This window comes from Demequina litoralis, assembly GCF_030418455.1.
Classification (GTDB): Bacteria; Actinomycetota; Actinomycetes; order Actinomycetales; family Demequinaceae; genus Demequina; species Demequina litoralis.
The window spans coordinates 41,782-68,517 of the sequence record NZ_JAUHPW010000012.1 but is presented as its reverse complement, the minus strand read 5'-3'; the positions used below and the strand labels follow the sequence as shown (position 1 = coordinate 68,517).

The following is a 26,736-nucleotide window of genomic DNA, read 5'->3' as shown; positions in this document are numbered from 1 at the left end:
GGCTCAGTCCGCGGGGCGCGGAGCCATCACCAGGAGCGCCTCCGGCAGCACCTCGGCCGAGAACGCCCGCGTCGACCCCTCGGTGTCGCCGTCGATCTGGAACGGCACCTCGCGGTCGAGCTCCGCCTCGACCCGCGTGCCGGACACCCTCCGCATCGGCGAGCCGGGACCATCCTTGCCGAGGGTGCCGACCAGCTGCACCCACCCGCGCACGCCCCTGGCGCGCGCGACCAGGACATGGAGGCGACCGTCCGCGGCCTGCGCCTCGGGCAGCAGGTTGACCCCGCCCTGCAGCTTCCCGACGTTGCCCACGAGCGCCATGATGGCGCTGCCGTCGTGGACCACACGCCCGTCGACCTTGATCCTCGCCTTGAACGGCTCGGTGCCCACCTGGCGGATGCCGGCGACCACGTAGGCACCGCCCTTGACCACCTTCTTGAGGCGGGGGTCGGTGTCCCGCATGATCTGCGCGTCGAGGCCCACGCCGGCCATGACGGCGAACGTCGCATGCGTGCCGCCGGCGGACCAGCGGATCATGTCGACCGGCTGAGGCACGCCGTTGAGGGCGGTGTCCAGCGCCTCGTCCTCGTCGAGCGGCACCCCGAGGTTGCGGCCGAGAAGGTTGCCGGTGCCGGCGGGGATGATCGCCACGGGGACGCCGCCGCCCGCCAGCTCCTCGCACACCGCACGCACCGTCCCGTCGCCGCCGGCGACGAGCACCAGGTCGACGCCCCTCGCGCGGGCGTCCCGGGCCATCTGGTGGCCGGGATCGTCCTGCTCGGTCTCGAGCCACACGGGCATCTCCCACCCGGCCTCGGCCATGGCAGCGCCCACGCGGCGGCGGAACTGGTCGAACTCGAGCACCTTCGTGGGGTTGTAGATCACCGCCGCGCGCTTGCCGGACCGATCGGCGGCCCGGCGCCGCCGCCACGGCAGGTCGCTCCGCTCGATCCCGCTGATCCACAGCGCTGCGGACGCGATCACCATGCCGAACAGCCAGCCCCCGACCATGTCCGACAGGCGCACGGCGCCGAGCGCCCACTGGTCGAGGCACGTGAAGAAGATCAGCGCGCCCCCGAGCACCCTGACCCGCACGCGCGAGGCGGTGGACAGCCGCTGCGCGTTCGCGACCGTCACGAGCACCCACACCAGGATCGTCACCGCGAGCACATGGCCCGACGGGTACGACGAGCCCGCGGCGGACAGCGAGTCCGCGAAGGCGCCCTCCGGGCGGGGCCGCGCGATCACGCTACGGAGGATCTGCGCGAGCGGCATGCCCAGCGCGGCGACCGTGAGCGCGACCGCGACCTGGCGCTGGCGCCTGCGGTACGAGCGCAGCGCGAGCGACGCGGTCACCAGGGTCACGAAGATCGGGCTGGTGGCGAGCGAGAAGGCCTCCAGCACCTGGCCGAGGTAGCTCCGCGCCGGCACGGTCGACGCGGGCAGCCAGGTGTCGACGGTGCGGTCGGCCCAGCCGGTCGTGACGGCGATGGTCCACGCGACGAAGGCGGCGAGCGCGAGCCAGAACACGGCGGGCTCGAAGGAACGCCGGGCCGGCACGTGGTCCTGCGCTCCCGCCGAAGTCATCGACTACCTCCTGGTTCGCGCGCCGTGGGCGCGTCCCCACACCCTACGCGGAGGCGGCGTCGATGAGACAGGGACGAGCCCCGGGCGCGTCAGCCCTCCGCCTCGAGCGCCTCGACCAGGAGAGCGATCAGCGCCTCGAGCTGGACGTCGGCCGACGATGCCGCATCGTCCACCGCGGCGCCGTCGAGCGCGCGGGCCGCAAGCCCGGACTTGCTGTCGATGAGCTGCGCGATCTTGGCGTCGATGGTCTGCGCGGCGATGATGCGCCACGCCGTGACCGGCTCGGACTGGCCGATGCGGTGGATGCGGTCGATGGCCTGCGTCTGCTCGGCGTCCGTCCACGACAGCTCCGCGAGCACCATGTTGGAGGCGACCTGGAGGTTGAGCCCCACGCCGGCCGCCATGAGCGAGCACACCACGATCTGCACGTCGGGGTCCTCGGTGAAGGCCGCCACATTCTCCTTGCGGGCCTTCGCCGTCTGGTCGCCGCGGATCGAGGCGTAGCGGATCCCGCGGTCGGCGAAGATGCGCTCGGCCTCGTCCATGACGTCGACGTGCTTGGCGAAGAAGACGACCTTGCCGACGTTGCGCGCGAGCTGCACCGCGTAGTCCGCGGCCAGCCCGGCCTTCGCCTGGCCGATCTGGCGGACCATCGTGAAGACGTTCTCGCCCTTCTTCTTCGAGCTCGCGTCCTTGAGCTCGGCCGCGGCGATCCGCCGTGCGAGGTCGAGGTCGACGCCGTCCGTGTCTCCGGTGCGCGCCTGCACGGCACGCCTGTAGCTGTCCACCATGCGGGCCGCGAGCGCGGCCTCGGCGGCGCGGATGGACCGGCCAAGGGGTCCGTCGAGCTCGACCGGGAGGTCGGCCACGCGGCGGGCGGGGATGTCAGCAGCGACGTCCGCCTTGCGGCGACGCACGATGCCCTGGTCCACCACCGCCGCACGCGCGGCGCCGTACCAGCCGCGGTCGGTGGGGATGAGTCCGGTGTCCTCGAGCGCGGTCATGAGCCCGCCGAGCGGCTTGTCCTCGTCGACCCAGCCGAGGAACTGCCAGATCGCCCGGAAGTCCTCGATGTCGTTGATGAGCGGGGTGCCCGTGAGCGCCATGAGGAGGGGCCGCGCGGTGCGCTGGCGGATGCGCTCCGACAGCTCGAGGACGTGCTGCGAGCGCTGGGAGCCCTTGTTCTTGATGAAGTGCGCCTCGTCGAGGACCATGCCGCGGAAGCCGTGCTCGCCGAACCAGCCGACGTGCCGGTCGAGGATGTCGTAGTTGATGATCACGACGTCCGCGAAGGCGTCGACCTCGTCGCCGTCGCCGTGGACCACGGTCGCGCGCCGGTGCGGTGTCCACAGCTCGACCTCGTGCGCCCAGTTCGCCTTGACCACGTTGGGCACCACGACGAGCAGCGGGTAGGCGTCGGCGGCCTGCGCCGCGAGCAGCGCCTGGGCGGTCTTGCCGAGGCCGGGCTCGTCGGCGAGCAGGAACGTGCGGTGGCCGCGCGAGGCGGCCGTGACGAGCTGGGTCTGGTGGGGCATGAGCTCGCGGCCGAGCGGCAGGCGCACGGGCGGGGTGGACGATGCGGGGGTCTCGGGCAGCGCCATGCAGGCGCGCGCGCCGGGGGCGTCCTGCTCGAAGGAGCGGAACAGCGGGTCGAGGAGCTCCCAGCCGGCGAGGCGGCGGGGGCGCGCGGCGGCCCGCTCCCCCGCGGCGGAGAAGTCGGGGGCGAGGAACGGGTTGGCGAGCTGGCGCGAGATCGCCGACTGCGGCACCACGCGCTTGTCGTTGCCCGGAGGCGGGGTGACCGGCGCCGGGGGCTCGGGCTCCTCCTCGACCTCGCGGCCGGCCGCGCGCAGCACGGTCGCCTTGTAGTCGCGGGCGGAGTCGGACACGCGCGCGTCCTCGGCGAGCAGCGCGAGGAGGGAGGTGTCGCGGGCGGCGATCTTGGCGAGCATGGTCGCGACACCGTCGAGGCGCCGGCGCTCCTCGTCGCGCTTGGAGGCGGACAGCGCATCGTCCGCCTTGACGCGGGCGCGCTCCTCGCGCACGAGCAGCGCGACCACCTGGAACTTGGTGCGCGCGGCGCCGCGCGTGGGCGGCTGCTTGACGGCGCGGTCGACCTCGCCGGTCAGCGCCGCGAGGAGCGGGATGAGGCCCTTCTCGGTCGGGCGCGCCGAGCGCCGGCGCGTGGTGCCGCCGCCGCTGCGCGAGCCTCCGGACCGTCGCTGCCCTGCTCGTGACACTTCTTCTCCTACTCGATCCCGTGCCGCCTGTGCGGCACGATGCGCCGCCCGGGGATGCCCGCGGATGCGCGGGATCCTGCCCCTCGGTGTCCTCGCGCGGACCGCGGGCCCGTCAGATGGGCCGGCGGAGCGTCGGCCGGTGCCGATGCCGAGGCGGGCGGATGCGTGTCGCGCCGTGGCGCGATCGCTGGTGCGTCTGCATTGTACGGCGTGCGGGCCGGGACCCGCGAGAGGCGGGCGTCCGGCGCGTCAGCGGCGTGACGCCTCCGCCCGGCGGTCACGGAACTCCTCGGGGATCCAGCGCCGAGGGCGGCGCGCGAGAGCCACCACGCCGCTCGCGAGCAGAGCGAGCGTCCCGGCGGCGAACACGGCGAGCCCGACGTTCTCCAGCCACACTCCGCCCTGCAGAAGCCACGAGGCGCCAACGAGGAGGAACGCGACGGCGTAGAGCGCGAGAGCGACCGCCCCCACGTAGAAACCGCGGGTCAGGAATGCCCTCGTACAGCGGTCGCGCGACCCGGCGTTCACCGCCAAGCGCGCGAAGTAGTCGGCGCGAAACTGCGGGTCACGCATGCGTCGGCCCATCCACGCGCCGAAGCCGAGCATGAGCCCGCCGACCGCGAAGAAGAACACGCTCATGACGTCGACGCGGCTGACGTCGACGTACCGTCCGAGCACCACCGCCGCCAGGCCCCCGAGAGCGTATGCAATGTCGGACCCTTGCGGACGTCGACGCCGCGACGCCATGTCCGGGGCGTACCGCACCGAGGCGGACTCGTGCCAGTCGATCCGCTCCGGCGGGATCCGGGACACCAGCACGTCGGGCAGCGCCGCACGGAGCCGTGCGTGGTCGATGCACCCAGGCCCGCACTCGCCCCGGTGGAGGCGATCGACGGCGGCCGCCGCAAAGGCCCCGCCCGCAGTCCTCACCACGAGCACGTTGCCCCGCCGGGTCATCGCCACCTCGGCGACCTCGCTGTAGGCGACGGCGACATCGGTCCATACGGTGCGGATGATCAGCCCCTCGTCGGTCGCGCGCAGCTCCCCTGACACGGTACGCACGAGCACCATCCCGAGAAGGCTCCCGAGGATCGCGAAGACCACGCCGTAGAACCACTGGCCGGCGGCGATCATCGCCGCCCCGGTCATCCACGAGAGCAACGCGCCCGCGAGCGCGTAGAGGCCATACGCACGACGCATCCGCGGGGTCGCGGCGATCACGCTCCAGCCCTCCGTCAGGCGCCCTCGCGCCGCTCCCCCAGCTTCCGCGATCCCATCCGTCATGGCGGGCAGACTAGCGGCGACGACCCGGGGCACCAGCGACGTCACGCCGGGCAGAGCGGATGAGCTGGCCGATACGCCGGGTTTTGTCGCTCGCTCGCGTCGCCGCTCACGAGGGGCGGCCATCCATCTACGACGCACGTTGCCGTACGCCTCTAGCGACCTACCCGGATGCTCGGGCGGGCAGCCCTCGAACGCATCCTGTCTGGCCTTGCTCCGGGTGGGGTTTACCTTGCCGCTCCTGTCACCAGTCGCGCGGTGAGCTCTTACCTCACCCTTTCACCCTTACCTCCCGACCGAGGTCGAGAGGCGGTCTGCTCTCTGTGGCACTGTCCCGCGGGTCACCCCGGGTGGCCGTTAGCCATCACCCTGCCCTGCGGAGCCCGGACGTTCCTCGGGACCCCCGAGGGGGCCACGCGGCCGCCTGGCCAGCTCATCCGCCCTGCAAGGATACCGGGCGCGCCCACCTCGTGGCACCCCGCTGCAACCGGCGTACCGATCGCACCTGCCCGGCATCTGCCCTGGTGCCACGTATCGGCCCGCGATCCGTACGGCGGTTGGCGACGGGCATCCGGGAGGATGGTGCCCGGACCCGACCGGAGGAGCGACCATGCAGGTCTCGCGGCGCGCGCAGGCGATCGAGCCGTTCCACGCGATGGCCTTCGGCGACCTCGCGAGCGAGCTCGAGGCCGCCGGCCACCGCATCGTCCGCCTCAACCTAGGCGAGCCCGACTTCGGCGCCCCGGCCGCGGTGCGGCGCGCGATGGTCGGGACGATGGACGGGCGTCGCCTCGCGTACACGTCGTCGCAGGGCACGCCGGAGCTGCGGGCCGCGATCGCCAGCTTCTACCGCGACCGCCACGGTGTCGAGGTGGATCCCGCGCGCATCGCGGTCACGATGGGCGCCTCGGCGGCGCTCGTCCTCACCATCGCCGCGACCGTCGACGAGGGCACCGACGTGCTCATGGCGGACCCGAGCTACCCGTGCAACCGGCAGATCGTCGCGTCGTTCGGCGGCCGCGCGGTCGCGGTGCCCACCTCTCCCGCCACGCGCTTCCAGCTCACCCGCGACCTGGTCGACCAGGCATGGACGCCCGCGACCGGTGTCGTGATGGTCGCGACACCGTCGAACCCGACGGGCACCACCATCCCCCGGGACGAGCTCGCCGCCATCTCCGACCTCGCCCGCGAGCGCGGTGCGTGGCGGCTGGTCGACGAGATCTACCTCGACACCGCCGACCGCGACCCCGACGGCTCGCCCCAGCGCACGGTCCTCGCCCACGACCCCGATGCGATCGTCCTCAACTCCTTCTCCAAGGCTTTCGGGATGACGGGCTGGCGCCTCGGGTGGTGCGTGCTGCCCGAGGCGCTCGTCACGCCGGTCGAGCGCCTCGCTCAGAACTACTTCCTCTCCGCGTCGGCCCCCGTGCAGATCGCCGCGCTCGAGGCCTTCACGCCGGAGTCGCTCGCGGAGGCCGAGGAGCGCCGCCTCGACCTGCTCGCCCGCCGCGGCACGATGCTCGACGGGCTCGCGCGCATCGGTCTGCCCGTGCCCTCGGCGCCGGACGGCGCGTTCTACGCGTTCGCCGACGTGTCCGGGACCGGCCTGGACGCGTGGGACCTCTGCGGGCGCGCGCTGCGGGAGGCGCACGTCGCGCTGACCCCCGGTCGCGACTTCGGGGCCACGCACGGCGACACGCACGTGCGTCTGTCCTACGCCGCGTCGCACGCCGACATCGTCGAGGGCCTCGATCGGCTCGAGAGGTGGCTGGGGTCGCTGCGGTCCGCCTAGGACGGACGGCGCGCGGCGGCGCCCCCGCGACCGCCTACCCTGGTCCCCGTGCTGATCCTGCTCCCGCCCTCCGAGGGCAAGACCGCCCCCGCCTCGGGAGCCCCGGTCGACCTCGCCGTCCTGTCCCACCCCGCGCTCGAGGCGCACCGCCGCCGCGTGGGCGACGCGCTCGCCAAGGTCAGCGGTCAGCGCAACGCGATGGAGGCGCTCGGCGTCGGCGCGTCCCTCCACCAGGAGGTCGAGCGCAACCGGACGGTGTGGGACAACCCCGCCGCCGCATCGTCCACCGTCTACACGGGCGTCCTCTACGACGCCGCCGGCATGGCCGACTGGGACGCCGCGACCCTCGACAAGGCGCGCGAGAGCGTGCGGATCGTGTCGGCGCTGTGGGGCGCCGTCTCCCCCGCCGACCGCATCCCCGCGTACCGCCTCTCGATGGGCACCAGCCTGGGCCGGCTCGGAGGCCTCGCGACCTACTGGAAGAAGCACCTGCCCGCCGAGCTGGACGCCCTCGCCGACGGCGGCCTCGTCATCGACTGCCGCAGCGCCTCGTACGTCGCGGCCTACCGCCCCGCCGAGTCCCCCTGGGTCGCCGTCTCCGTGCAGCGGGAGCTCAACGGCAAGCGCGCGGTGGTCAGCCACATGGCGAAGCACACGCGGGGCCTCCTCGCGGCGCACCTCGTGCGGGACGATGCGCGGCCCGAGACCGCGGCCGACCTCGCCGACGCGGCGGCCGGCATGATCGGCGACGCCCTCGTCGACGTCACCCTCACCGCGAAGGCGAAGGGCCCGGACGAGCTCACGCTCGTCATCGCCGGCTGAGACGCGCCTCCGGCATCAGACGAGGGCCATGCCGCCGTCGACCGCGAGCGTCTGACCGGTGACGAAGCCGCAGGTCATGAGGAACAGGTACGCCTGAGCGACCTCCTCCACGTCGCCGGTGCGCCCGAGCGGGATCACCTCGTCGAAGTGCCGCCTGGTCCGTGCGACATCCGCCTCGGGCACGTCGCGCCACAGCGGCGTCGGTGTCCAGGTGGGCGCGACCGCGTTGACGCGCAGCCGAGGCGCGAGCTCGACCGCGAGGCCCCTCACGAGCGTTGCGATGCCCTCGTTGCCGAGGTAGGCCCCGGACGCGGTCGCGGGCGAGCCGCCGGTGCCGGCCGTGAGCGTGATCGAGCCGCCCGCGCGCAGCCGAGGCGCGAGGGCGCGCACGAGCGCGAGGTTGTCGAAGACCTTGCCCTCGACCGTCGCGCGGATCTCGGCGAAGGACGCCTCCATGAACCCGCCGCCCATCGCGCCGCCGAGCGTCGACACCAGGTGGTCCGCCTCCCCCACCGCCGCCGCGATCGCCTCGAGACCGGCGGGCGTGGTCGCGTCCGCGCCGAGCGCGACGGCCTCGCCGCCGAGCGCGCCTGCCTCGCGCGCGACGTCCGCCGCCTTGGCCGCGTCGCGCCCGATCACCACGACTCGCGCGCCGGACTCGGCGGCGTCGAGCACCACCTGCCGGCCGAAGCCCGAGGATCCGCCGACCACCACGACGGTGGCGCCGTCGAGGATGCCGGGGACGATGCGGGGGCGGGTGGACGAGGACGGGTGCGGCATGGTGCTCCTTCCGGGGGTGTGCACCGGTACGAACGCCTGCGGCGCGACCGGGATTCCTCGGACGCGACGCTGCCCGCGCCGCGGCAACCGGCGCATCGTCCCGACCTCATCCACCGTGACCAGGCCGTTCGCCAGCAGAACCCGGATCCATACGCCGGTTACCGCGGCGTGCGCGGCGAGGTGACGGTCAGGTGAGGGAGTAGCCGCCGTCGACCGCGATGGTCTGGCCGGTGACGAAGTCGCTCGTCATGAGGAAGAGGTACGCCCGTGCGACCTCGCGGATGTCCGCGGTGCGGCCGAGCGGGATGCGTGCCTCCATCTCCCGGCGCATCGCCACGACGTCCGCGTCCGAGTGGTGCTTCCACAGCGGCGTCTGCGTCCACGTGGGCGCGACCGCGTTGACGCGCAGCCCCGGCGCGAGCATGAGCGCCTTCTCGCGCACCAGCTGCTCTATCTCCTCGTTGCCGGCGACCATCGCGCGGGCGCCCTCGCCGCCGTTGCCCCGGGTCGAGCCGGCGGTCAGCACGAAGGACCCGCCCTCGCGCACGCTGCCCGCGAGCGCGTCGACCAGGTGCCGGTTGTGGTGGACCTTCCTGCGCGCGATCTCCCGGACGACGTCCTCCTCGTCCTCGGGGACGTCGTCCTCGAGGCGCCCGCCGAGCGTCGACACCACGTGGTCGACCTCGCCGACCGCCTCGACCAGCTCGCGGCGTCCGCGGTCGGAGCTCACGTCGATGGCGAGCGCGCTCGCCTTGCCCCGCGCGAGCGCGCCCGCCTCCTGCGCGGTCGCGTGGGTCTTGGCGGAGTCCCGCCCCACCACCACGACGTCGGCGCCGGCGAGGGCCGAGTCGAGCGCGACCTGGCGTCCGAATCCCGACGATCCGCCGACCACCAGCACCCGCTTCCCCGCGAGCGAACGACGCGCGACGATCGGGTCCTCGTAGGCCGACGGCGGCCTCAGTGCTGTGGACATCGGATCTCCTCTCGAGAAGATGCTCCTCTAGGGCAACGTCCGGCCGCCGCCATTGATTGCCAATGACAAGGGTGAAGGGTGTGACTGTCGGGTCCCGGGTGGTTGCCGGGCGAGGTCCCGCCCCGTCCCCGTCGCACTGTGGGAGCCTGGGGCCATGAGCGATACGAGCCGGCTGTTCCCAGGCAAGCAGTTCATCTCGACCGTGCTCGATGCGCTGGAGACGAAGACCGCGATGAGCGGCGGGCTGGCCCGCGTGTACCTCATGCGCGCCGCGATGGCCGGCGTGATCATCGGCGTCATGTACCTCACGACGTTCGCGGTGAACGCGGCGTTCGAGAGCGTGGGCGACGGCGACTGGCTCAACGTCGGCAAGATCGTCGGCTCGATGGTCTTCGGCTTCGCGCTCGTCTTCATCTACTACAGCAAGTCCGAGCTGCTGACGTCGAACATGATGATCGTGTCCATCGGCGCGTACTACCGCCGGACCACGCCGCTCAAATCGCTGCGGATCCTCCTCATGTGCTACGGCGGCAACTTCATCGGCGGCCTCGCGCTCGCCATCATGGTCGCCGGGTCGAGCATGGCCGACGGCGCGATGGGCGCCCAGCTCGACGCCGCCGTCGAGCACAAGCTCGAGTACTTCGACCACGGCCTCGCGGGCATGTCCGACCTCTTCATGCGCGCCGTGCTGTGCAACTTCATGATCAACCTGGGCATGCTGCTCGTCTACAACGGCGTGATCAAGGAGGACCTCACCAAGATCGTCGCGATGGTGATGAGCGTCTTCGTCTTCGCCTTCGTGGGCTTCGAGCACTCGGTCGCGAACACCGTGGTCTTCACGGTGTCGGCCCTCACCCACGGCCTCGATTACGGCCTCGCGCTCGCCCAGCTGGGCATCGTGCTGTTGGGCAACTTCGTCGGCGGCGGGCTGCTCATCGGCTGGTACTACGCGTACGCCAACGACGACCGCCGCTACCTGCGCAAGCAGCTCGCGCGTCACGCCGACGACGGCGAGTAGCGCGTCGCGCAACGCGCCGCACCGGCGTACGTATCCCGCGCCGGGCTCCGTCGCGCCTGCTCGCGCGCGCAAGGTCCGGACCGGTACGCCGGTTGGTGCTGCGGACCGGTCCGTCAGCCCGCAGCGGTCCCCCGCGTCGCCGCGACGTGCCGCGGCGCCGTGAACCCCGCGCGCAGCCCCCAGGCCTCGTGCTCGCCGGTGTCGAGCATCCACACGTACTCGTTCTTGAGCTTCGCGCCGTCGTTGGCGAACGGCCCCGTGCGGTACGGGTAGACCGCGATCGTCGGCAGCGTGCCGTCGGGAGACGTGCGGATGGCGTTCGAGAAGTCGCCGTTGGCGCGCCGCATCGCCGCGAAGAGCAGCGCCCCCACCGCGGCCTCGTCGACCTCCGGACCGCGCTCGATGCGCTGCAGCGCGATGTGGAGCTGGCGGTCGCCGCGCGCGTCCTCGTAGCTGACGAGCCGGTGGTTCTCGATCGCGTCGGCGAGGCCCGGTGCGTCGTAGATCGCGTCGCGCACGGTGTCGGGCGCGACCACCGCGCCGTTGAAGTCGACCGACATGTCCGAGCGGCCGTAGAGGAACAGCAGCGGCAGGTCGGTGATGCGCGCCCGCGTCACCTCGGACAGCCCCAGCTCGTCGAGGACCGGGTCGAGGTCGCGCAGCCGCAACGTGTGCCCGCGGTCGTGGATGTTGTACCGGATGCGCGGGTTGATGTTGCTGCCGCGCGTGATCGTGACGAGCAGCTCGCCCGCCTCGTTCGACTCCATGAGGTAGTCGAAGGGGTTGAACTGGAACACCATGGGCAGCACGCCGTACTCGTCGCGCTTCGTGATGCGTGCCGCGAGCTCCGGCGACGCGGCGATCGCCTGCCGCAGCTGCACCGAGAAGTCCGTCTCGATCGCGATGTTGATCTCGAGGTCCGAGGCGCCGTACGAGCCGAACACCGCGGCGGCGTTCTTGCCGATGATCGCGCGCATCCGCTCGCTGATCCCCTCGCCGCCGAATGCGGTGACGATGTCGTAGCCCGACCAGTCGAGCCGGTCGTCCTCGAACAGGGCCTTGAGGAAGGGCGGGTATCCGAGGATCACGTACGTGAAGCCCGGGCCGAACTCGCGCATCGTCTGGACCACCTTGTCGCGGTCGGGTCCGATCGACTTCATCATCGTGATCTCGGTGAGCGAGGCGGAGATGTTCATCCCGGTCGCCCAGGCCCCGAGCGAGAAGCAGTTGAGCACGAACGGCTGCTTCGTCAGGGTGCGGGACGTCCGCGAGTAGCCCATCTGCAGCAGCTGGCGCGTCGCGAGGCGTTCGTCCGGCCCCCGCACCCAGCTGGTGGGCACGCCGGAGGAGCCCGAGGACTCGTCCACCACCACACCGCGCCGCGGCAGGCGGCCGTCGAGGCTGCGCTCCACCACCGTCCAGCGGGCGATGTAGCCCGCCTTGTCCATCTCGGGCAGCGCACCGAGCGCGTCGGCGAGCGAGCCCCCCTTGGCGAGGTCCGGCCCGTGACCCGCCTCGGCGAGGAACGCGCGGTACGCGGGCACGCGGCGGGAGGCGACGTGGAAGGTCCGCCACGCTCGTGCGCGTCCGAGCCACCAGCGCAGCGGCTCGATGCCCGGGCCCAGGAGGAGACGATGCGTCGTCGGCTTGCGTGCGAGCACGCGGATCACGGCGTCGAGCGCCGCGATCCCGGCGAAGGCGGGGTACTTGAGCAGGCCTCTCATGCGACGAGCATCTCCTCGAGCGGGCGCCGGTGGGCGACGGGCGGGGTCTTGGCGTAGCCGAGCCGGACGAGCATCCAGGCCATCCGGCCGTCGGACTCGTCCGCGCCGGCGATCTCGACGAAGCGCGCGTGCGAGCGGGGGTTGGTGATGACGGTGCCGAACGGGTGCAGAGACACGCCGCGCGCCGTCAGCTCGAGCCAGCACCGCATGAACACTCGGCCGGCCTCGACGTAGTCGCGCGGCCCGTCGAAGGGCCCCTCGAACCATGCGAGCTGGCGCACCCCGCGCATCGTCCTCAGGTACATCGCGCGGATCGCGGCGCCGATCACGGGCGCCTGCCACAGCCCGCGGTGGCCCATCGCGAAGCGCAGCAGGGGCCCGGGCATGAGCATCGCCGCGGCGCTGAGCCCGTCGCCTCGCTCGACGGCATCACGCTCGGAGAAGCGCAGCCACTCCATGATCTCGGCGTAGACGGCGTCGTTGCGCAGATCGTCGAACAGGGTCTCCTGGTTGGTGCGGATGAGCGGCGCGACCACGCGCGCCTCGCCGCTCCACGTGAACCGCTGCCCGAGCCCGGCGGCGAGGTCCTGGACCTCCTCGAGGTCCACGCGCGGCACGGGGCGATCGTCGTACGGCCGACGGTTGGTGCGGCGCATACGGAACGCCTCGGCCACCCGCAGGTCCGCCGCCCCCGGCTGCTGCGGCACGAGGGTCACCGTCCCGAGACGATGAAGCCGGTCCGAGGCCTCGAAGTCCATCTCCTCGAGCTCGAGCGCCTCCTCGACGCCGTACCCGGCCTCCGCGGCGACGACGCGCAGCGACTCGAGGAACACGCCCGCGCACACGTGCCCGAAGGGGATGCCGAAGTCCTCCGCGGGCAGCCCCCGGTCGAGGTCGTAGAACACGTCGGCCCGCGACCCGTCCAGCACCCGCACCCGGATGGGCTGCGAGTTATGCGGGGACGGGTACCGGCGGACGTGCTCGAGCAGAGGGAGCCATGGCCCCGACGATGCGGTCATGGGCGTGAGCGTAGGGGGCGGCACCGCCGACGGGTAGCCCCCATGTGGGGGCTTCACAGAGGGCGTCGGGCCTGGTAGGAGAGGAACGCCAGCGTCTCGGCCGTCACACGTCGAGGGTCAGACGAACCCCTTCGCCAAGCTCGCGCATCAGGTGGATCGGCACATGGCCGACGGGGAACGGGTCGATGAGCTCGCGACCCACGGGGCCGACCTGCGACACCACCGCGACGGCATCGCGGTCGAGACCGCTCGCCTCCTGCGGCACCCGCACGTTGCCCGGGAAGGCCTCGAGCCCGATGTTCGACGTCAGCGGGACCACCAGCACGGTGGCGGCCGCGGTCGCCAGCAGCCAGTCGGCCTGCACGACCACGGCCGGGCGGCGCTTCGCAGGCTCGGAGCCGCGCGGCACCCCGAAGTCGACCCACACGACATCGCCGCGAGCGATCACCAGTCGGAGCCTTCCAGCACGATGCGCTCGGACTCGCTCAGCAAGGGGGTCTCGAGCGCCCTGACGCCCTCACGCTCGAGCACCGAGTTGGCGACGGCCGTCAGCTCCGACCCGCCCTCGAGCTCGTCGGCCAGACGGCCGGCGGCGAGCCGATAGAACTGCGAGCGGCTCATCCCGTGGCGCGCGGCGATGCGCTCGAAACGCTCGAAGTCGCCGTCGGGTAGGGAGATCGCGGTCTTCACACCCAGAAGTATCACTCGTTATACCGACGCCGCGCTGTTCTCGGAATTCCTGAAACAGCGCGGAGCGATCATCGCGTCCGCCGCGACACGCCGCCCGTCCCACCCGGCGCGCCCCGCACGCGCGGCGCCCCGCACATCGTCCCGCCTACTCGACCGGCACGCCCACCGCGAGCACGTGCTGCTCGGCGATCGACCCGTCCTTGCGGGCCCGCACCTGGAGGATCGAGGTCGACGCCGGCGACGGCCAGATCGATCCCCAGTGCGCCGCGGGCATCCCCAGCGCAACGCCCACGATCGACTTGATCGCCACGGCGTGGGACACCAGCGCGACGCCGCGCGGCAGGTCGCGGCCGGACATGCAGCGATGCGCGTGCTCGCGCGCGAGCTCCTCGACGACCGCGTAGCCGCGCGCGCCGACCTCGGCGATGGACTCGCCGCCGGGGGCGGACGTCTCGGCGCGGCGCCACGCATGGATCGCGTCGCCGTCGCGCTCGATGATCTCCGCGACGGTGAGGCCCTCCCACGCGCCGAAGTCGACCTCCTTGATGCGCGCCTCGGTCTCCACGTGCGCGCCGATGCGGCGACCCACCGACGCGGCCGTCTCCTGCGTGCGGACCATCGGCGACGCGAGAAGGCGCGTGACATGCGGCAGGTGCATCCAGGTGCGCCGGCCCATGCCATAGACGAGGTCCGCGGCCTTCGCCGCCTGGATGCGGCCCTGACCGCTGAGCGCGGGCCCGGGCACGCCCGAGCCGGACATCCGCCGCGAGGTGGTCATCTCGGTGACGCCGTGGCGGACCAGGACGAGCGTGAGCGGCGCGACCAGGTCCTCCTCGTCCGGGGAGAAGGGCGACTGGACGCGCGGCGCGGGGGACGATGCGGCGGGCACGTCGGACGGCGCCTCGCCGCCGAGGTCGGTGCCGTCGTCGAAGCGGCGGGCGTGGTGAGGGACGGCGGGCTCGACCTGGGTCTCGCCCGGCTCGCCCTCCCCGCGCATCGTCCCCTCGCTCACTTGGCGGCGCCGCGCACGAGGATGCGGCTGCACTCCTCGCAGCGGACGATCGCGTCCGCGGGCCTCGCCTCGATGTCGCGCAGGTCGCCGGGGTTGAGCACCGTGCGGCAGCCGAGGCACTGGCCCTGCGCGAGCGCGGCCGCGCCGATGCCGCCGTGGCTGGCCCGCAGCTTCTCGTACAGCGCGACCAGCCCGGCGTCGAGCCCGACCGCGGCTGCGGTCCGCTCGTCGGCGAGCGTCGCAAGCTCGGCGTCGAGGTCCTTCCACGCGGCGTCGCGCTCCGCGGCGAGGGTCGCGATCTGCGCCTCGATCGCCTCGACCTGCTCCTTGGCGGAGGCGTGCTCCTTCTCGGCGGCGTCGAGCGCCTCCATGGCCTCGAGCTCGACGTCCTCGAGGGCCTCCTGGCGGCGGCCCAGCACGGCGAGCTCGGCCTGGAGCGCCTGCAGGTCCTTGGGGGTGCCCTGGCCCGCCTCGAGGCGCGCGTTGTCGCGCGCCGCGCGGTCGCGGACCACCTGGACGTCGTCCTCGGCCTTCTGCACGGCGCGGCGCAGGTCGGAGGCCTTGGTCGCGGTCGCGACGCGGGCCTCGTCGAGGTCCGTCACACGGGCCGTGAGCTCGTCGATCTGAGCGAGCACCGGAAGGTGGTCGCGACGGTGGCGGGCCTGCTGGACACGCAGGTCGATGTCCTGCACGTCGAGGAGGCGGATCTGGTCGGCGGCGGGGGCGTTGGGCACGGGTGGTTCTCCTTCGCGCTAGAAGCGCGCGGTCCAGGGGTCGGTGGTGAGGGTCGAGACGAGGGTGTCGATGCCGGTGGCGTCGCCGAGGTACTCGGCGGCCGCCTCCAGCCAGGTCCACTCGGACGCGTAGTGGGCGACATCGACGAGGTAGGGGCGGCCGTCGCCGAGCAGCGCGGCCTCGCGGGCGTCGGACGCCGGGTGGTGGCGCAGGTCCGCGGTGAGGTAGACGTCCGCGCCCGCCTCGCGCGCGGCGGCGAGGAACGAGTCCCCCGAGCCGCCGACGACGGCGATGGTCTGCACGGTGCCGTCGAGGTCGCCCGCGACGCGCACGCCGTGCGAGGTCTCGGGCAGCACGGTCGCGGCACGCTCGGCGAAGGCGCGCAGGGTGATGGGCGTGTCGAGGCGGCCGATGCGCCCGGTCCCCTGCTCCGCATCGTCCCGCAGAGGGATCAGCGGCAGCGCGCCCGAGACGCCGAGCACCTCGGCGAGGGCCTCGGCGACGCCGGTGCCGGCGTGGTCGGCATTCGTGTGGGCGTTGTACAGCGCGATGCCGCTCTCGATGAGCGCGTGGATGACCGCGCCCTTCGGGGTGCCCGCGTGGACCGTCGTGACGCCGCGCAGCAGCAGCGGGTGGTGGGTGACGATGATGTCGCAGCCGGCCTCGACGGCCTCCTGCACCACGGCCATGGTCGGGTCGACCGCGAACAGCGCGCGCGTGGCCTCGGCGTCGGGCCGGCCGACGCACAGACCGTTGACGTCCCAGTCCTCCGCGAGGTCGAGGGGGAAGCGCTTCTCGAGTGCGTCCATCACATCGGCCACGGAGGTCATGGGGCAAGGCTACTCGGCGCACGTCCCGGCCGCGGCGCGCGGCCCGTCGATAGCATGACGAGGTGCCCGCGCCTGCAGACCGCCCCGCGAACGGCCGTGCCCACGTGTGGCGGCGGGTCGTCACGACCGTCGTGGTGGCGGCGGTGCTGTGGGCGCTCTACTCGCTCGGCTCCCAGGTCGACTGGACGGCGGTGGGCGAGGCGCTCGGCACCCTGCCGTGGTGGAGCCCGCCGCTGCTGGTCGCCCTGCTCCTGCTCCGCCAGCTGCTGAGCTCCGCGCCGCTCGCGCGCGTCGTCGAGGGCCTCGGCTGGCGGCGCGCCCTCCACAACGAGATGGCCGCCAACCTCGTGGCGACCCTCGCGCCGCCGCCCTCGGACCTCGTGCTGCGGGTGGGCATGTTCCGCTCGTGGCGCATCGACCCCGTCGACGGGATGGCGGGCGTCACGCTCACGACGGTCGTGTTCTGGGGCGTGCGCTTCCTCGCGCCCGTGCTCGGGCTCGGCGTGCTCGCGATCCGCGGCATCGAGCTCCACGAGTGGTGGTTCGCGATCGCCTCGCTGGGCATCGCGGCCGCGATCCTGGTCGCCCTGACGCTGGTGGTCCGGTCGGAGCGGTGGGCGCACACGCTGGGCCGCCTGGGCGCGCGCATCGTCACGCGCTTCGGCAGGCCGGCGGACGGTGCCGAGTGGGCGGCGGCGGTCGGCGGCTTCCGCGAGCGCGTCTCCGAGTCCTACCGGCGTCACCTCATGCCGTCGATCGCGCTCGGGCTCGGCGGCGTGGTCGCGGAGGGCCTCATCCTGCTGGCGAGCCTCCGGCTCGTGGGCGTCGGGGCGAGCCTGTCCACGGTGGAGATCCTCGGCGTCTTCCTGCTGCTGTACCCGCTGACGATCCTGCCGTTCCTGGGGTTCGGCGTGCTCGACGCGGCGCTCATCGCGGCGTGGCTCACCGACACCCCGGCCGTTCCCGAGGCCACCCTCGTCGCCGGCACGCTCGTGTGGCGGGCCGTCTCGCTCGGCGGCACGCTCGTCATCGGCGCGCTGTCGCTCGCGTGGTGGCGCTGGTCGATGCGGCGCGCGGCCGCGGCGACGGGCTGAGGCCCGCGCTCAGCTCGAGCGCGGGCCCGCGTCGCCGGGCGGCTTGGGCGTGAGGTGCGGCAGACCGGACGCGCCGGGCCCGCCGCGACCCGCGATCTCGTCGAGCTTCGCCTCGAGGTCGCCGATGCGCGACAGGAGCTGCTGGCGGGTGACCTCCTCGCGTGCCTCCTCGCGCGCATCGTCCCGCTGCTCCTCCTCGCCCTGGGTGAGGCTGACGAACCACGCGGCCACGGAGGCCGTGACGATACCGATGAGCGCGATGCCCAGCAGCATGAGGATGGTCGCGATGATGCGTCCCTGGACCGTCACGGGCGCGAGATCGCCGTAGCCGACCGTGGTGACCGTGACCAGCGCCCACCAGATCGCGTCGCCGAAGTTCTCGATCTGAGCGTCCTGGTGCCCGCGCTCGGCCTCGAGGATCGCGACGGATGCGATCCACAGGAGCAGCAGCACCGCGATGAGGACCGCCTGCGTGGACTTCACCACGCCCTTGCGGCTCGCGAGCATCGTGCCCGAGGCGAAGACCGAGAGGACCTTGAGCGGCCGCGCCGCCGGGATGATCACCGCGATCACGTCGAGCGGATGCGTGAGCAGGAACTTGAAGCGCTGCTCGTGGAGCGCGACGCGGATGACGAGGTCCGCGAGGAACACCAGCCAGATCGCGCCCTGGATGGTGAGCAGCGTCGCGCGCACTCCCCCGGGCAGCTCGTCGCGCAGGACGATGCGCGTCGACCACACGATGAGGAAGACGAACGCGAGGACCGCCATGGCGCCGTCCGCGCGCTTGGCGAACGCGTTGTACTTCTCGCCCTTGCGCAGCCCGCCCTCGTGCTCCCCGAGATCGAATGTCACCGCCGGCTCCCCTCCGCATGCCTCCGTCTGCGTCGAGGCTAGCGCGGGAGGCGCATCGTCCCGCCGCACGCCGCCGCGAGGCGCCCAGAAGCGCGGTCGGGACCCACGTCCCGGGCACGCCGCCCTCAAATAGGTAATGTGTTGCATATCGGCGCCGTCCGGCGCCCGCGCCCCCGGGAGGGCCGACCCATGACCACGATCCCCCGCACCCCGCTCGCGATGTCCGTCCCGCTCGCGGTGCTCGCCGCGATCGCCTCCGGCGCCGGCGCGCTCGCCCCGGACCTCTACGCGGGCGACCGCGAGAGCTTCGCGGTCCAGGCGGCGGCCCAGGACTGGGTCACCCTGCTCGTCGCGGTGCCGGCGCTCCTCGCGCTGGCCCTCGCGGCCCGGCGCGGCTCGCGCGCCGCGTGGCTGGCCTGGCACGGCGCCGTCCTCTACCTCGCGTACACGTACGCGGTCGCGTGCTTCATGGTGCAGTTCAACCCGCTGTTCCTCGTCTACACGTCGACGTTCGGGCTCGCGTTCCTCACGCTCGCGACGAGCCTCGCGACCGCGATCCGCGACACCCCCGCCGACGCGTTCGGGCCGCGGTGGTCGCGGCGGACCACCGCCGGCGTGCTGTGGGCCGTCGCCGCCGTGTTCGCGCTCCTGTGGCTGTCCGACATCGCGCCCGCGCTGCTCGCCGGTGCCACACCCGACACCCTCGCCGAGTCCGGCACGCCCACCAACGGGGTCGAGGTCCTCGACCTGTCGATCATGCTGCCCACCCTCGCGCTCACCGGGGCGTGGCTGCTACGGCGGCGGGTCCGGGGCTACGTGCTCGCGACGGCGGCGCTGACGTTCACCGCGCTGCTCGGGCTTGCGCTCGTGGCGATGGTGATCGGGCTGGTGTCCGCCGGGCTGGCGGAGAGCGCAGCGCCCGCGATCGTGTTCGGGCTGCTGGCGGCGGGCGCGGGCGTGCTGGCGGTGCTGGGCGCGCGGGCGACGTCCGACTCGGGACTCGAGTCCGTGCGCACCTCTGAGATCGCGGTCGCCGCATGAGCGGCCGAGACGATGCGGCGCGCACCCTCTTCGCGACGGTGTTCCTGCTGAGCCAGTCGTGGAAGAACCTCCTCGACGACATGCTCGCGCCGGCCGGGCTGTCCGCGAAGCAGTGGATGCTGCTGGTCGCGATCGAGACGTTCGGCGATGAGGCTCCCACGCTGGGCGAGGCCGCGGACCGCTACGGCACCTCCCGGCAGGCGGCCAAGCAGCTCGCGCTCCGTCTCGAGCGCGCGGGATTCCTCGCGATCGAGCCCGATCCGACCGACCGGCGCACGCTGCGGCTGCACCTCACACCGGCGCATCGGGAGTTCTGGGACCGCCGCGCCGCGGCGCACCTCGAGGGCCTGGCCGCGCTGTTCGCGGGGGTGGACGATGTGCCGCTCGCGACGGCCGCGGACGTCGCGACCGCGCTGCTGGCGACCTCGCGCGCCGCCGAGGGGCGCGGCATGGAGGGGTTGGTGGGCCCTGCCGGACTCGAACCGACGACACCTGCGGTGTAAACGCAGTGCTCTAGCCAACTGAGCTAAGGGCCCGCGGACCATTGTGGCAGGACGATGCGGCGGCCGGGTCCACCCCGCCGGGTCGCGCTTCCGCCCCGGCCACATTGGTACCAATCGGTACGAGTACGCCGCGTCGCGTACCGATTGGTACCACTCGGGCGCTCGTCGGGCGCTCGTCGGGCGCTCGTCGGGCACTCGAGGCGGGTCAGGCGGATGCGCTGTCGGACCCCGGCGCGACCATGGAGACGCCGAAGGGGGCCGGACATGGACGAGTTCACGGACGACGGGCTGAGCATCGAGGACGACCTCGACATCTGGCTCGCTATGCAACCGAAGCCGCAGTCACCGGTCGTCTGGGAGGAGGTCGGCTGGCATCGACGGCCGACCAGCAGCCGTCGCAGGCTCGCGATCCAGATCGGGCGCCTCAACGAGTGCTTCGACATGGGGTTCGCACGGCGTCGGAACGCGGCAGTGTGGGCGCGCGTCACCTGGCGCCCGGACGGATACGTGATCGAGGTCCCCTCGGGACCCGACCGCGACGGCCCGCCGCGACGCATCGCCTCCACCGCCGACATGCTCGCACCGCTCGCGACCACGTCCGAGGCCGCGCGCGTCACATGGGCGTGGCTGCGCGGGGAGGTTCCCGACGGCTACGTGCTCGTCGCGGCCTGAGCGCTCACCGCATCGCCGCATCGAGGGTGTCGAGCGCCTCGCGCAGCGCGATCCCGCCGGAACGGTGGGCGGACTGCGATACCGCCGCCTGGCTGATCGATTCGCGCGCCGCGATGACGGACTGCTGGTCGCCCTCGAGCAGGCCGGCCGCGATCCGTCGCTCGCGCGCCTTCATACGGCCGAGGACGTGGTCACGAAGGAGGAGCACCGCCGAGGTCATGACCGCATCGTCTCCCGGGCCACCGACACTCCACCCCCGTACCGCCGGCGCGCCCGCGCCCTCTCGGCGATGCGCCTCGTCGATCGCCTCGCGCGCACGCCACCAGGCGCTGCCGTCGGAGATGTCGCCGTCGACCTCGGTCACCTCGCCCAGGCCGATACCGACACGCACCTCGATCCCTTCGGGCAGCGTGAGAGCGGCGAGCGTGGTGACACGCAGCGCCGCGGCGGAGTCGGCGTAGACGCCCTGGAACTCGTCGCCGACGGTGGCGCCGAGCGGCTTGACCACTCGGGCATCGCGCTCCGCACGCGTGAACGCCTCGAGCACGAAGCGCTGCGCCGCCGTGCGATCGGCGAGCGCGCGCGATCGCACGATGTCGACGATGACAGCAGCGACTCTGTCCATGCTCGCCACATTAACGCTTATACGAGCATCACATAAGCGTTTTAGCGGACCGCCGGCGCGCCTCAGCCGAGCAGCGACTCCACCGCGCCGCGGTACTCCGCGACGTCGCGCGCCTCGCCCTCGGGGTTGACGATCGCCCACCGGACCGTGCCGGCCGCGTCGACCAGGAACGAGCCGCGCGTCGCGAGGCCCTTGCGCGGGTTGAAGACGCCGTACTGGCGCGACACCTCGCCGTGCGGCCAGAAGTCCGACAGCAGGTCGGCCTTGTAGGAATGGGTGTCCGCCCACGCCTTGAGCGTGTAGACCGAGTCGCAGCTCACCACGATGACCTTGAGGCCGTCGCGGGTGAGCAGGTCGTCCGCCGCGCGCAGGTCGATGAGCTCGTTGGTGCACGTGTCCGAGAAGGCGAACGGCACGAACACGAGCAGGTACGCGCTCCCCGCGAGGTCCGCGGACTCGACCGTGCGGCCGTGCGTGTCGGTCATGCTGAACTCGGGGGCCGGCTGGCCCACCAGAGGATGGGTCACTTGGAGCGGCCCTTCTCGACCAGGTAGGTCGCGGTCCAGCGGGTGCCGATGACGAACGTCGAGGTGGCGTGCAGGCCCGCGACCGAGGCGGCCTCCTGCACGTCGCGCGGCTGCACGTGGCCGGGAAGCCCGGCCTTGGGGGTGCACACGCACACCGCGGCGCCGTCGTCGAGCAGCGTCTGGGCGTCCATGAGGAGGTCGGCGAGGTCGTCGTCGCCGTCCCGGAACCAGACGAGCGAGCCGTCCGTCACGTCCCCGTAGTCCTCGTCGACGAGGTCCTCGCCTGTGAGGGCCTCGACGGAGGAACGGAAGTCTGCGTCCGTGTCCTCGTCGTAGCCGAACTCCTGGATGATCTGGCCGGCCTTCAATCCGAGCCTCGCGACCACGGCGTCGACCGCCGCCTGCGCGTCCTCCTGCGTCGCCACGGTGGCGGGACCCCCTTCGTCGGTGACTCACGTGCCGAAACACGTGCCTGGCGTCCACAGTAGAGGTACGTCGCATTCCGGTGCAATCAGCCCGTGCGCGGCAGTCCCCGCGTGACGTTAACCTGTTCTGTGGCAAACAATGTGGGGAACGTGGGCGAATCACGCCCCGCGATCACCCCAGATCATCCGGCGCGCCACCGCGCGCCCGACAGGAAGGTCACCTGTGGCACATCACGGCGAGGTTGACAAGGACCCGAGCGAGACCCAGGAGTGGCTCGAGTCCCTCGATGGGCTCATCGAGTCCGGCGGCGAGAGCCGTGCCGAGTACATCGTGGACCAGCTGGTCGACCACGCGGCGAAGAAGCAGCTGAGCGTGCCGCTCAGCCTCAACACGCCGTACGTCAACACGATCCACGCCGACGACGAGCCCGAGTTCCCCGGCGACGAGGAGATCGAGCGCCGCTACCGCGGCTGGATCCGCTGGAACGCGGCCGTCATGGTGACGCGCGCGCAGGCAGCCGGCAAGGGCGTCGGCGGCCACATCTCCTCGTACGCGTCCGTGGCGACGCTGTACGAGGTGGGCATGAACCACTTCTTCCGCGGCAAGGACCACCCGGGCGGCGGCGACCAGGTCTACTTCCAGGGCCACGCGGCGCCCGGCGTGTACGCGCGCGGCTTCGTCGAGGGCCGCTTCCAGGCCGAGGACCTCGACTCGTTCCGCCAGGAGAAGTCGGGCCCCGGCCGCGGCCTCTCGTCGTACCCGCACCCCCGCCTCATGCCCGACACCTGGGAGTTCCCCACCGTGTCGATGGGCCTCGGCCCCGCCTCGGCGATCTACCAGGCGTGGACCAACCGCTACCTCCACATGCGCGGCATCAAGGACACGTCCGAGCAGCACGTGTGGGCGTTCCTCGGCGACGGCGAGATGGACGAGCCGGAGAGCCGCGGCATGCTGCAGCTGGCCGCCACCCAGAACCTCGACAACCTCACGTTCGTGGTCAACGCGAACCTGCAGCGCCTCGACGGTCCGGTGCGAGGCAACGGCAAGATCATCCAGGAGCTCGAGGCGTACTTCCGCGGTGCCGGCTGGAACGTCATCAAGGTGGTCTGGGGCCGCGGCTGGGACCCGCTGCTCAAGCGCGACAACGACGGCGCGCTCGTCAACCTCATGAACACCGTCCCGGACGGCGACTTCCAGACGTTCCGTGCCGAGTCGGGCGCGTTCATCCGCGACCAGTTCTTCGGCGGCGACCCGCGCGCCAAGGAGCTCGTCAAGGACATGACCGACGACGAGATCTGGGCCCTCAAGCGCGGCGGCCACGACTACCGCAAGCTGTTCGCCGCCTACCAGCGCGCGACCACCATGAAGAACGGCAAGCCCACGGTCATCATCGCGAAGACCATCAAGGGCTACGGCCTGGGCTCGAACTTCGCGGCCCGCAACGCCACGCACCAGATGAAGAAGCTGGCCGCGGCGGACCTCAAGGTCCTGCGCGACACCTTCGACATCCCGTTCTCGGACGAGCAGCTCGACGCGGACCCGTACAACCCGCCGTACTACCACCCCGGCTTCGACGACCCGGCCGTGCAGTACATGCTGGAGCGCCGCCGCGCGCTCGGCGGCTTCGTGCCCGAGCGTCGCGACCCCAAGAAGGAGGTCGCGCTGCCCAACGAGAAGGCCTACGACCTCCTCGCCAAGGGCTCCGGCAAGCAGGAGGTCGCCACCACGATGGCGTTCGTCCGCCTGTTCAAGGACCTGGTGCGCGACAAGGAGTTCGGCCACCGCGTCGTGCCGATCATCCCCGACGAGGCCCGCACGTTCGGCCTCGACTCGATCTTCCCCAGCGCGAAGATCTTCAACACCAACGGCCAGAACTACCTGCCGGTGGACCGCGAGCTCATGCTCTCCTACAAGGAGTCCGAGCAGGGCCAGATCATGCACACGGGCATCAACGAGGCCGGCTCCGCCGCCGCGTTCCAGGCCGTGGGCACGTCCTACGCCACGCACGGCGAGGCGCTCGTGCCGTTCTACATCTTCTACTCGATGTTCGGCTTCCAGCGCACCGGCGACCAGTTCTGGGCCGCGGGCGACCAGCTCACGCGCGGCTTCATCATCGGCGCCACCGCGGGTCGCACCACCCTCACGGGTGAGGGCCTGCAGCACGCCGACGGCCACTCGCCGCTCATCGCCGGCACCAACACCGCGGTCATCCACTACGACCCGGCGTACGGCTACGAGATCCGTCACATCGTCAAGGACGGCCTCCAGCGCATGTACGGCGACGACGCTCGCGACCCGAACGTCATGTACTACCTCACGGTGTACAACGAGCCCTACCAGCAGCCGGCGGAGCCCGAGAACGTGGACGTCGAGGGCATCCTCAAGGGCATCCACAAGGTGTCGGACGCCCCCGAGGGCCACGGCCCCGAGGCGCAGATCCTCGCCTCCGGCGTGGGTGTGCCGTGGGCGTACGAGGCGCAGGAGATGCTGCTCCGCGACTACGGCGTCCGCGCCGCGATCTGGTCGGTGACGTCGTGGAACGAGCTGCGCCGCGAGGCCCTCGAGTGCGAGGAGGCGAACTTCCTCCGCCCCGAGGAGGGCCTGCGCACGCCGTACCTCACGCAGAAGCTGCAGGGCGCCGCCGGTCCGTTCATCGCGACCTCGGACTACGACCACCTCGTGGTCGACCAGATCCGCGCGTGGGTCCCCGGCGAGTACGCGACGCTCGGTGCGGACGGCTTCGGCTTCTCCGACACCCGCGCCGCCGCCCGCCGCTTCTTCCACATCGACGGCGCCTCGACGGCGGTGCGCGTGCTGCAGCAGCTCGAGCGCCGCGGCGAGGTCCAGCCCGGCACCTACGCCGAGGCGATCCGCCGCTACGAGCTGCACGACGTCCGCAAGGGCACGTCGGGCAACGCCGGCGGCGACGCCTGATCTAGCGGTTCACGGCCTGGGGCCGGAGCCCTCGTCCTCGGACGGGGCCTCCGGCCCTTCGTCGTTCCCGGGCTCGGCAGCCTCGTCGGCAGCCTCGTCGGCAGCCTCGTCGGCAGCCTCGTCGGCGGCCTCGTCGGGCTCGTCGCCCGCCGCGTCCTCGCCCTCGGCCTCGGCCTCGGCGGGGACGATGCGCTCCTCGCCGTCGTCCTCCGGCTCGCCGTCCGCAGCGTCGGGCTCCTCCTCAGCTTCCGGCTCGGTCTCGTCCTCGACCTCCGCCTCGGGGGCCTCCTCGTCGACGGGCTCCTCCTCGTCCGCATCGTCCCCGGGCTCCTCCTCGGCCTGGAGCAGGTCGTCGTCGGCTCCCTCGAGCGCGGGCTCGCCCGCGACCCACGCCGCAACGGAGTCGTCGGACGCCGAACCGCCGTTCCCCGAACCCGAACCTGTGCCCTCGTCCTCGTCCTCGCGCGGAGCGAACGCCGAGCGCCGCTGCACGTCCTCCCCGGCGGGCGGCGAGGCGATCTCGTCCGCCGCGGCCGCGGAGCCCGGGGCGTCCGGCGTCCACGCGGGCACGGGGTCGATGTGGTCGACCGGGGCGCCGTCGCCGTTCGATGCCTGCGCGCCCTCACCCGCCGCGAAGCCGGCCGCGGCGGCCTCGAGCGCCCGCGCCTCGTCGTCCTCGGCGCGCACGAACGACCGCCGCACCGCGAACGCCGGCCACGCGACCAGCAGGAGGAGCACACCGAGCGAGATCCACAGGATCTTCAGCGTGCTGGTCGCGAAGACGCCGGCCGCCGCGACCTTGACGTAGCCGTCGAGCTCGCAGCGCACCGAGCCGCCGGACATCGATCCGTACGCGTGGTAGACGCCGGTGGGCTCCAGCACGGCGCGGTCGGTAATCCAGGTGATCGCGCCGGCGACCACCACCTCGCCGGACATCTCCTGCCCCTCGGGCGCTCCCTCCGACGTGACGGTCCGGATGGGGATCTCGAAGCCGCCGATCACGACTCCAGCGATGCGCTCGGTCACCGAGACCGGCGTCTCGGAGGACGCGGTCCACGCCACCACGCCGTCGGCCGGGACGACGAGCGGGGTGAGCGCCGCCGTGCCGGACGGCGTCACGACGGTGTCGCCGACCGTCGCCTCGACGGTGCAGCCGTCCGAGATCGAGCCGGGCCGCACCAGCTCGCCGAGACCGGTGAGCGCGATGCCGCCGAGCACGCCGGCGATCGCGACCACCGCGGTGTACCGGGCGCGCGCCCGCGCCGCGTCCCGGGTGAGGAGGCCGGTGACCAGCAGCATCACGAGGGCCGTCACGCCGAACAGCACCGTGCGGCCGGGATCGATGACGCCGAGCTGCCACAGCAGCCCCACGATCACGAGGCCCAGCAGCAGCCCCAGCACCATCCCCAGCAACGGACGCGGACGTGGCGACATCTCTCCTCCTGGCCTCGAGCCTGGTGCCGACGCTACCTGCGACAAACCCGACAGCCGCGCCGACTCTCGGCAAAGTCCCCAATCTGGACACGCCCCGGTCATCCCTCCACGCGCCTGGGGCACTC

Annotated in this window: 25 protein-coding genes, 1 tRNA gene and 1 other RNA gene; 8 read left to right on the top strand and 19 right to left on the bottom strand. The window is 72.5% G+C overall.

Going from position 1 to position 26,736, the window contains the following annotated elements; genetic code table 11:
• Positions 1–3 precede the first annotated feature (3 nt).
• The 4 genes from QQX09_RS13475 to rnpB all read right to left on the bottom strand — a co-directional run bounded on the left by QQX09_RS13475 (position 4) and on the right by rnpB (position 5,544).
• Entirely contained in the window at positions 4–1,587 is a 1,584-nt protein-coding gene (locus QQX09_RS13475; protein WP_301135668.1) for a bifunctional phosphatase PAP2/diacylglycerol kinase family protein, read from the bottom strand.
• An 89-nt stretch (positions 1,588–1,676) separates the two neighbouring features.
• Positions 1,677–3,827, bottom strand: a complete 2,151-nt coding sequence (locus tag QQX09_RS13470) for a DEAD/DEAH box helicase (protein WP_301135665.1) — start codon at positions 3,825–3,827, stop codon at positions 1,677–1,679.
• Positions 3,828–4,076: 249 nt separating this feature from the next.
• Positions 4,077–5,111, bottom strand: a complete 1,035-nt coding sequence (locus tag QQX09_RS13465) for a hypothetical protein (RefSeq protein WP_301135663.1) — start codon at positions 5,109–5,111, stop codon at positions 4,077–4,079.
• Positions 5,112–5,167: 56 nt separating this feature from the next.
• An RNA gene (gene rnpB, locus QQX09_RS13460) (RNase P RNA component class A) lies at positions 5,168–5,544 on the bottom strand.
• Between the two features lie 174 nt (positions 5,545–5,718).
• Between rnpB and QQX09_RS13455 the strand changes: the two genes are divergently transcribed.
• On the top strand, positions 5,719–6,900 hold the full coding sequence (locus tag QQX09_RS13455) for an aminotransferase class I/II-fold pyridoxal phosphate-dependent enzyme (RefSeq protein ID WP_301135661.1): 1,182 nt from the start codon (positions 5,719–5,721) through the stop codon (positions 6,898–6,900).
• A gap of 48 nt (positions 6,901–6,948) precedes the next feature.
• Positions 6,949–7,722: a YaaA family protein gene (locus QQX09_RS13450; protein WP_301135658.1), complete on the top strand. Its 774-nt coding sequence runs from the start codon at positions 6,949–6,951 to the stop codon at positions 7,720–7,722.
• 15 nt (positions 7,723–7,737) lie between these two features.
• Here the strand turns inward: QQX09_RS13450 and QQX09_RS13445 are convergent, their stop codons facing one another.
• Together QQX09_RS13445 and QQX09_RS13440 are read right to left on the bottom strand one after the other, a co-directional pair.
• Positions 7,738–8,502: an SDR family NAD(P)-dependent oxidoreductase gene (locus QQX09_RS13445; protein ID WP_301135655.1), complete on the bottom strand. Its 765-nt coding sequence runs from the start codon at positions 8,500–8,502 to the stop codon at positions 7,738–7,740.
• A 187-nt stretch (positions 8,503–8,689) separates the two neighbouring features.
• The gene (locus QQX09_RS13440; protein ID WP_301135653.1) at positions 8,690–9,475 is read right to left on the bottom strand and encodes an SDR family NAD(P)-dependent oxidoreductase; all 786 of its coding nucleotides are present in this window, start codon (positions 9,473–9,475) and stop codon (positions 8,690–8,692) included.
• Positions 9,476–9,629: 154 nt separating this feature from the next.
• Between QQX09_RS13440 and QQX09_RS13435 the strand changes: the two genes are divergently transcribed.
• Entirely contained in the window at positions 9,630–10,493 is an 864-nt protein-coding gene (locus QQX09_RS13435) for a formate/nitrite transporter family protein (protein WP_301135651.1), read from the top strand.
• A gap of 113 nt (positions 10,494–10,606) precedes the next feature.
• Here QQX09_RS13435 and QQX09_RS13430 read toward each other — a convergent pair whose 3' ends face one another.
• The 7 genes from QQX09_RS13430 to QQX09_RS13400 all read right to left on the bottom strand — a co-directional run bounded on the left by QQX09_RS13430 (position 10,607) and on the right by QQX09_RS13400 (position 16,503).
• Positions 10,607–12,217: a phenylacetate--CoA ligase family protein gene (locus QQX09_RS13430; protein ID WP_301135649.1), complete on the bottom strand. Its 1,611-nt coding sequence runs from the start codon at positions 12,215–12,217 to the stop codon at positions 10,607–10,609.
• A complete protein-coding gene (locus QQX09_RS13425) occupies positions 12,214–13,236 on the bottom strand; it encodes a nitroreductase family protein (protein WP_301135647.1) in 1,023 nt (340 codons plus the stop codon). The genes QQX09_RS13430 and QQX09_RS13425 overlap by 4 nt, the downstream gene beginning before the upstream one ends.
• 103 nt (positions 13,237–13,339) lie before the next feature.
• Positions 13,340–13,684 (bottom strand): type II toxin-antitoxin system PemK/MazF family toxin, encoded by a 345-nt coding sequence (locus QQX09_RS13420; RefSeq protein ID WP_301135645.1) that lies wholly within the window; start codon positions 13,682–13,684, stop codon positions 13,340–13,342.
• Positions 13,681–13,926, bottom strand: coding sequence for a CopG family transcriptional regulator (locus tag QQX09_RS13415; protein ID WP_301135643.1), 246 nt, complete (start codon positions 13,924–13,926; stop codon positions 13,681–13,683). Before QQX09_RS13415 ends, QQX09_RS13420 begins: the two co-directional genes overlap by 4 nt.
• 145 nt (positions 13,927–14,071) lie before the next feature.
• Complete coding sequence (locus QQX09_RS13410; RefSeq protein ID WP_301135641.1) at positions 14,072–14,938, bottom strand: histidine phosphatase family protein; 867 nt, start codon at positions 14,936–14,938, stop codon at positions 14,072–14,074.
• Positions 14,935–15,672 (bottom strand): zinc ribbon domain-containing protein, encoded by a 738-nt coding sequence (locus QQX09_RS13405; RefSeq protein ID WP_301135639.1) that lies wholly within the window; start codon positions 15,670–15,672, stop codon positions 14,935–14,937. The genes QQX09_RS13410 and QQX09_RS13405 overlap by 4 nt, the downstream gene beginning before the upstream one ends.
• Before the next feature lie 18 nt (positions 15,673–15,690).
• Entirely contained in the window at positions 15,691–16,503 is an 813-nt protein-coding gene (locus QQX09_RS13400) for a Nif3-like dinuclear metal center hexameric protein (RefSeq protein WP_301135637.1), read from the bottom strand.
• Positions 16,504–16,565: 62 nt separating this feature from the next.
• Between QQX09_RS13400 and QQX09_RS13395 the strand changes: the two genes are divergently transcribed.
• The gene (locus QQX09_RS13395) at positions 16,566–17,597 is read left to right on the top strand and encodes a lysylphosphatidylglycerol synthase domain-containing protein (RefSeq protein WP_301135634.1); all 1,032 of its coding nucleotides are present in this window, start codon (positions 16,566–16,568) and stop codon (positions 17,595–17,597) included.
• A 9-nt stretch (positions 17,598–17,606) separates the two neighbouring features.
• Here QQX09_RS13395 and QQX09_RS13390 read toward each other — a convergent pair whose 3' ends face one another.
• Complete coding sequence (locus QQX09_RS13390; protein ID WP_301135632.1) at positions 17,607–18,449, bottom strand: potassium channel family protein; 843 nt, start codon at positions 18,447–18,449, stop codon at positions 17,607–17,609.
• A gap of 189 nt (positions 18,450–18,638) precedes the next feature.
• Here QQX09_RS13390 and QQX09_RS13385 point away from each other — a divergent pair, with 189 nt between their 5' ends.
• Entirely contained in the window at positions 18,639–19,490 is an 852-nt protein-coding gene (locus QQX09_RS13385) for a hypothetical protein (RefSeq protein WP_301135630.1), read from the top strand.
• Positions 19,487–19,993, top strand: coding sequence for a MarR family transcriptional regulator (locus QQX09_RS14280; RefSeq protein ID WP_367307568.1), 507 nt, complete (start codon positions 19,487–19,489; stop codon positions 19,991–19,993). The genes QQX09_RS13385 and QQX09_RS14280 overlap by 4 nt, the downstream gene beginning before the upstream one ends.
• Here QQX09_RS14280 and QQX09_RS13380 read toward each other — a convergent pair.
• Positions 19,950–20,026, bottom strand: a tRNA-Val gene (locus QQX09_RS13380). The two genes, QQX09_RS14280 and QQX09_RS13380, sit on opposite strands and share 44 nt — an antisense overlap.
• A 231-nt stretch (positions 20,027–20,257) precedes the next feature.
• On the opposite strand from QQX09_RS13380, the gene QQX09_RS13375 reads away from it, so the two are divergent.
• Entirely contained in the window at positions 20,258–20,665 is a 408-nt protein-coding gene (locus QQX09_RS13375; protein WP_301135628.1) for a hypothetical protein, read from the top strand.
• A 4-nt stretch (positions 20,666–20,669) separates the two neighbouring features.
• Here the strand turns inward: QQX09_RS13375 and QQX09_RS13370 are convergent, their stop codons facing one another.
• The 3 genes from QQX09_RS13370 to QQX09_RS13360 form a co-directional block, all read right to left on the bottom strand.
• Positions 20,670–21,290, bottom strand: coding sequence for a SatD family protein (locus QQX09_RS13370; protein ID WP_301135626.1), 621 nt, complete (start codon positions 21,288–21,290; stop codon positions 20,670–20,672).
• Positions 21,291–21,352: 62 nt separating this feature from the next.
• Positions 21,353–21,817, bottom strand: coding sequence for a redoxin domain-containing protein (locus QQX09_RS13365; RefSeq protein ID WP_301135624.1), 465 nt, complete (start codon positions 21,815–21,817; stop codon positions 21,353–21,355).
• Positions 21,814–22,242, bottom strand: coding sequence for a DUF3052 domain-containing protein (locus tag QQX09_RS13360; RefSeq protein WP_301135622.1), 429 nt, complete (start codon positions 22,240–22,242; stop codon positions 21,814–21,816). The genes QQX09_RS13365 and QQX09_RS13360 overlap by 4 nt, the downstream gene beginning before the upstream one ends.
• A gap of 139 nt (positions 22,243–22,381) precedes the next feature.
• Between QQX09_RS13360 and aceE the strand changes: the two genes are divergently transcribed.
• A complete protein-coding gene (gene aceE / locus QQX09_RS13355) occupies positions 22,382–25,177 on the top strand; it encodes a pyruvate dehydrogenase (acetyl-transferring), homodimeric type (protein WP_496111650.1) in 2,796 nt (931 codons plus the stop codon).
• A 9-nt stretch (positions 25,178–25,186) separates the two neighbouring features.
• On the opposite strand, the gene QQX09_RS13350 is transcribed toward aceE, so the two are convergent.
• A complete protein-coding gene (locus tag QQX09_RS13350; protein WP_301135618.1) occupies positions 25,187–26,611 on the bottom strand; it encodes a hypothetical protein in 1,425 nt (474 codons plus the stop codon).
• Between the last annotated feature and the right edge of the window lie 125 nt (positions 26,612–26,736).

Coding starts and splice junctions, on each gene's coding strand:
- QQX09_RS13475 (WP_301135668.1), bottom strand. CDS start 1,587: ATGACTTCGGCGGGAGCGCAGGACCACGTGCCGGCCCGGCGTTCCTTC.
- QQX09_RS13465 (WP_301135663.1), bottom strand. CDS start 5,111: ATGACGGATGGGATCGCGGAAGCTGGGGGAGCGGCGCGAGGGCGCCTG.
- QQX09_RS13455 (WP_301135661.1), top strand. CDS start 5,719: ATGCAGGTCTCGCGGCGCGCGCAGGCGATCGAGCCGTTCCACGCGATG.
- QQX09_RS13445 (WP_301135655.1), bottom strand. CDS start 8,502: ATGCCGCACCCGTCCTCGTCCACCCGCCCCCGCATCGTCCCCGGCATC.
- QQX09_RS13440 (WP_301135653.1), bottom strand. CDS start 9,475: ATGTCCACAGCACTGAGGCCGCCGTCGGCCTACGAGGACCCGATCGTC.
- QQX09_RS13435 (WP_301135651.1), top strand. CDS start 9,630: ATGAGCGATACGAGCCGGCTGTTCCCAGGCAAGCAGTTCATCTCGACC.
- QQX09_RS13430 (WP_301135649.1), bottom strand. CDS start 12,217: ATGAGAGGCCTGCTCAAGTACCCCGCCTTCGCCGGGATCGCGGCGCTC.
- QQX09_RS13425 (WP_301135647.1), bottom strand. CDS start 13,236: ATGACCGCATCGTCGGGGCCATGGCTCCCTCTGCTCGAGCACGTCCGC.
- QQX09_RS13400 (WP_301135637.1), bottom strand. CDS start 16,503: ATGACCTCCGTGGCCGATGTGATGGACGCACTCGAGAAGCGCTTCCCC.
- QQX09_RS13385 (WP_301135630.1), top strand. CDS start 18,639: ATGACCACGATCCCCCGCACCCCGCTCGCGATGTCCGTCCCGCTCGCG.
- QQX09_RS14280 (WP_367307568.1), top strand. CDS start 19,487: ATGAGCGGCCGAGACGATGCGGCGCGCACCCTCTTCGCGACGGTGTTC.
- QQX09_RS13375 (WP_301135628.1), top strand. CDS start 20,258: ATGGACGAGTTCACGGACGACGGGCTGAGCATCGAGGACGACCTCGAC.
- QQX09_RS13370 (WP_301135626.1), bottom strand. CDS start 21,290: ATGGACAGAGTCGCTGCTGTCATCGTCGACATCGTGCGATCGCGCGCG.
- aceE (WP_496111650.1), top strand. CDS start 22,382: ATGTGGGGAACGTGGGCGAATCACGCCCCGCGATCACCCCAGATCATC.
- QQX09_RS13350 (WP_301135618.1), bottom strand. CDS start 26,611: ATGTCGCCACGTCCGCGTCCGTTGCTGGGGATGGTGCTGGGGCTGCTG.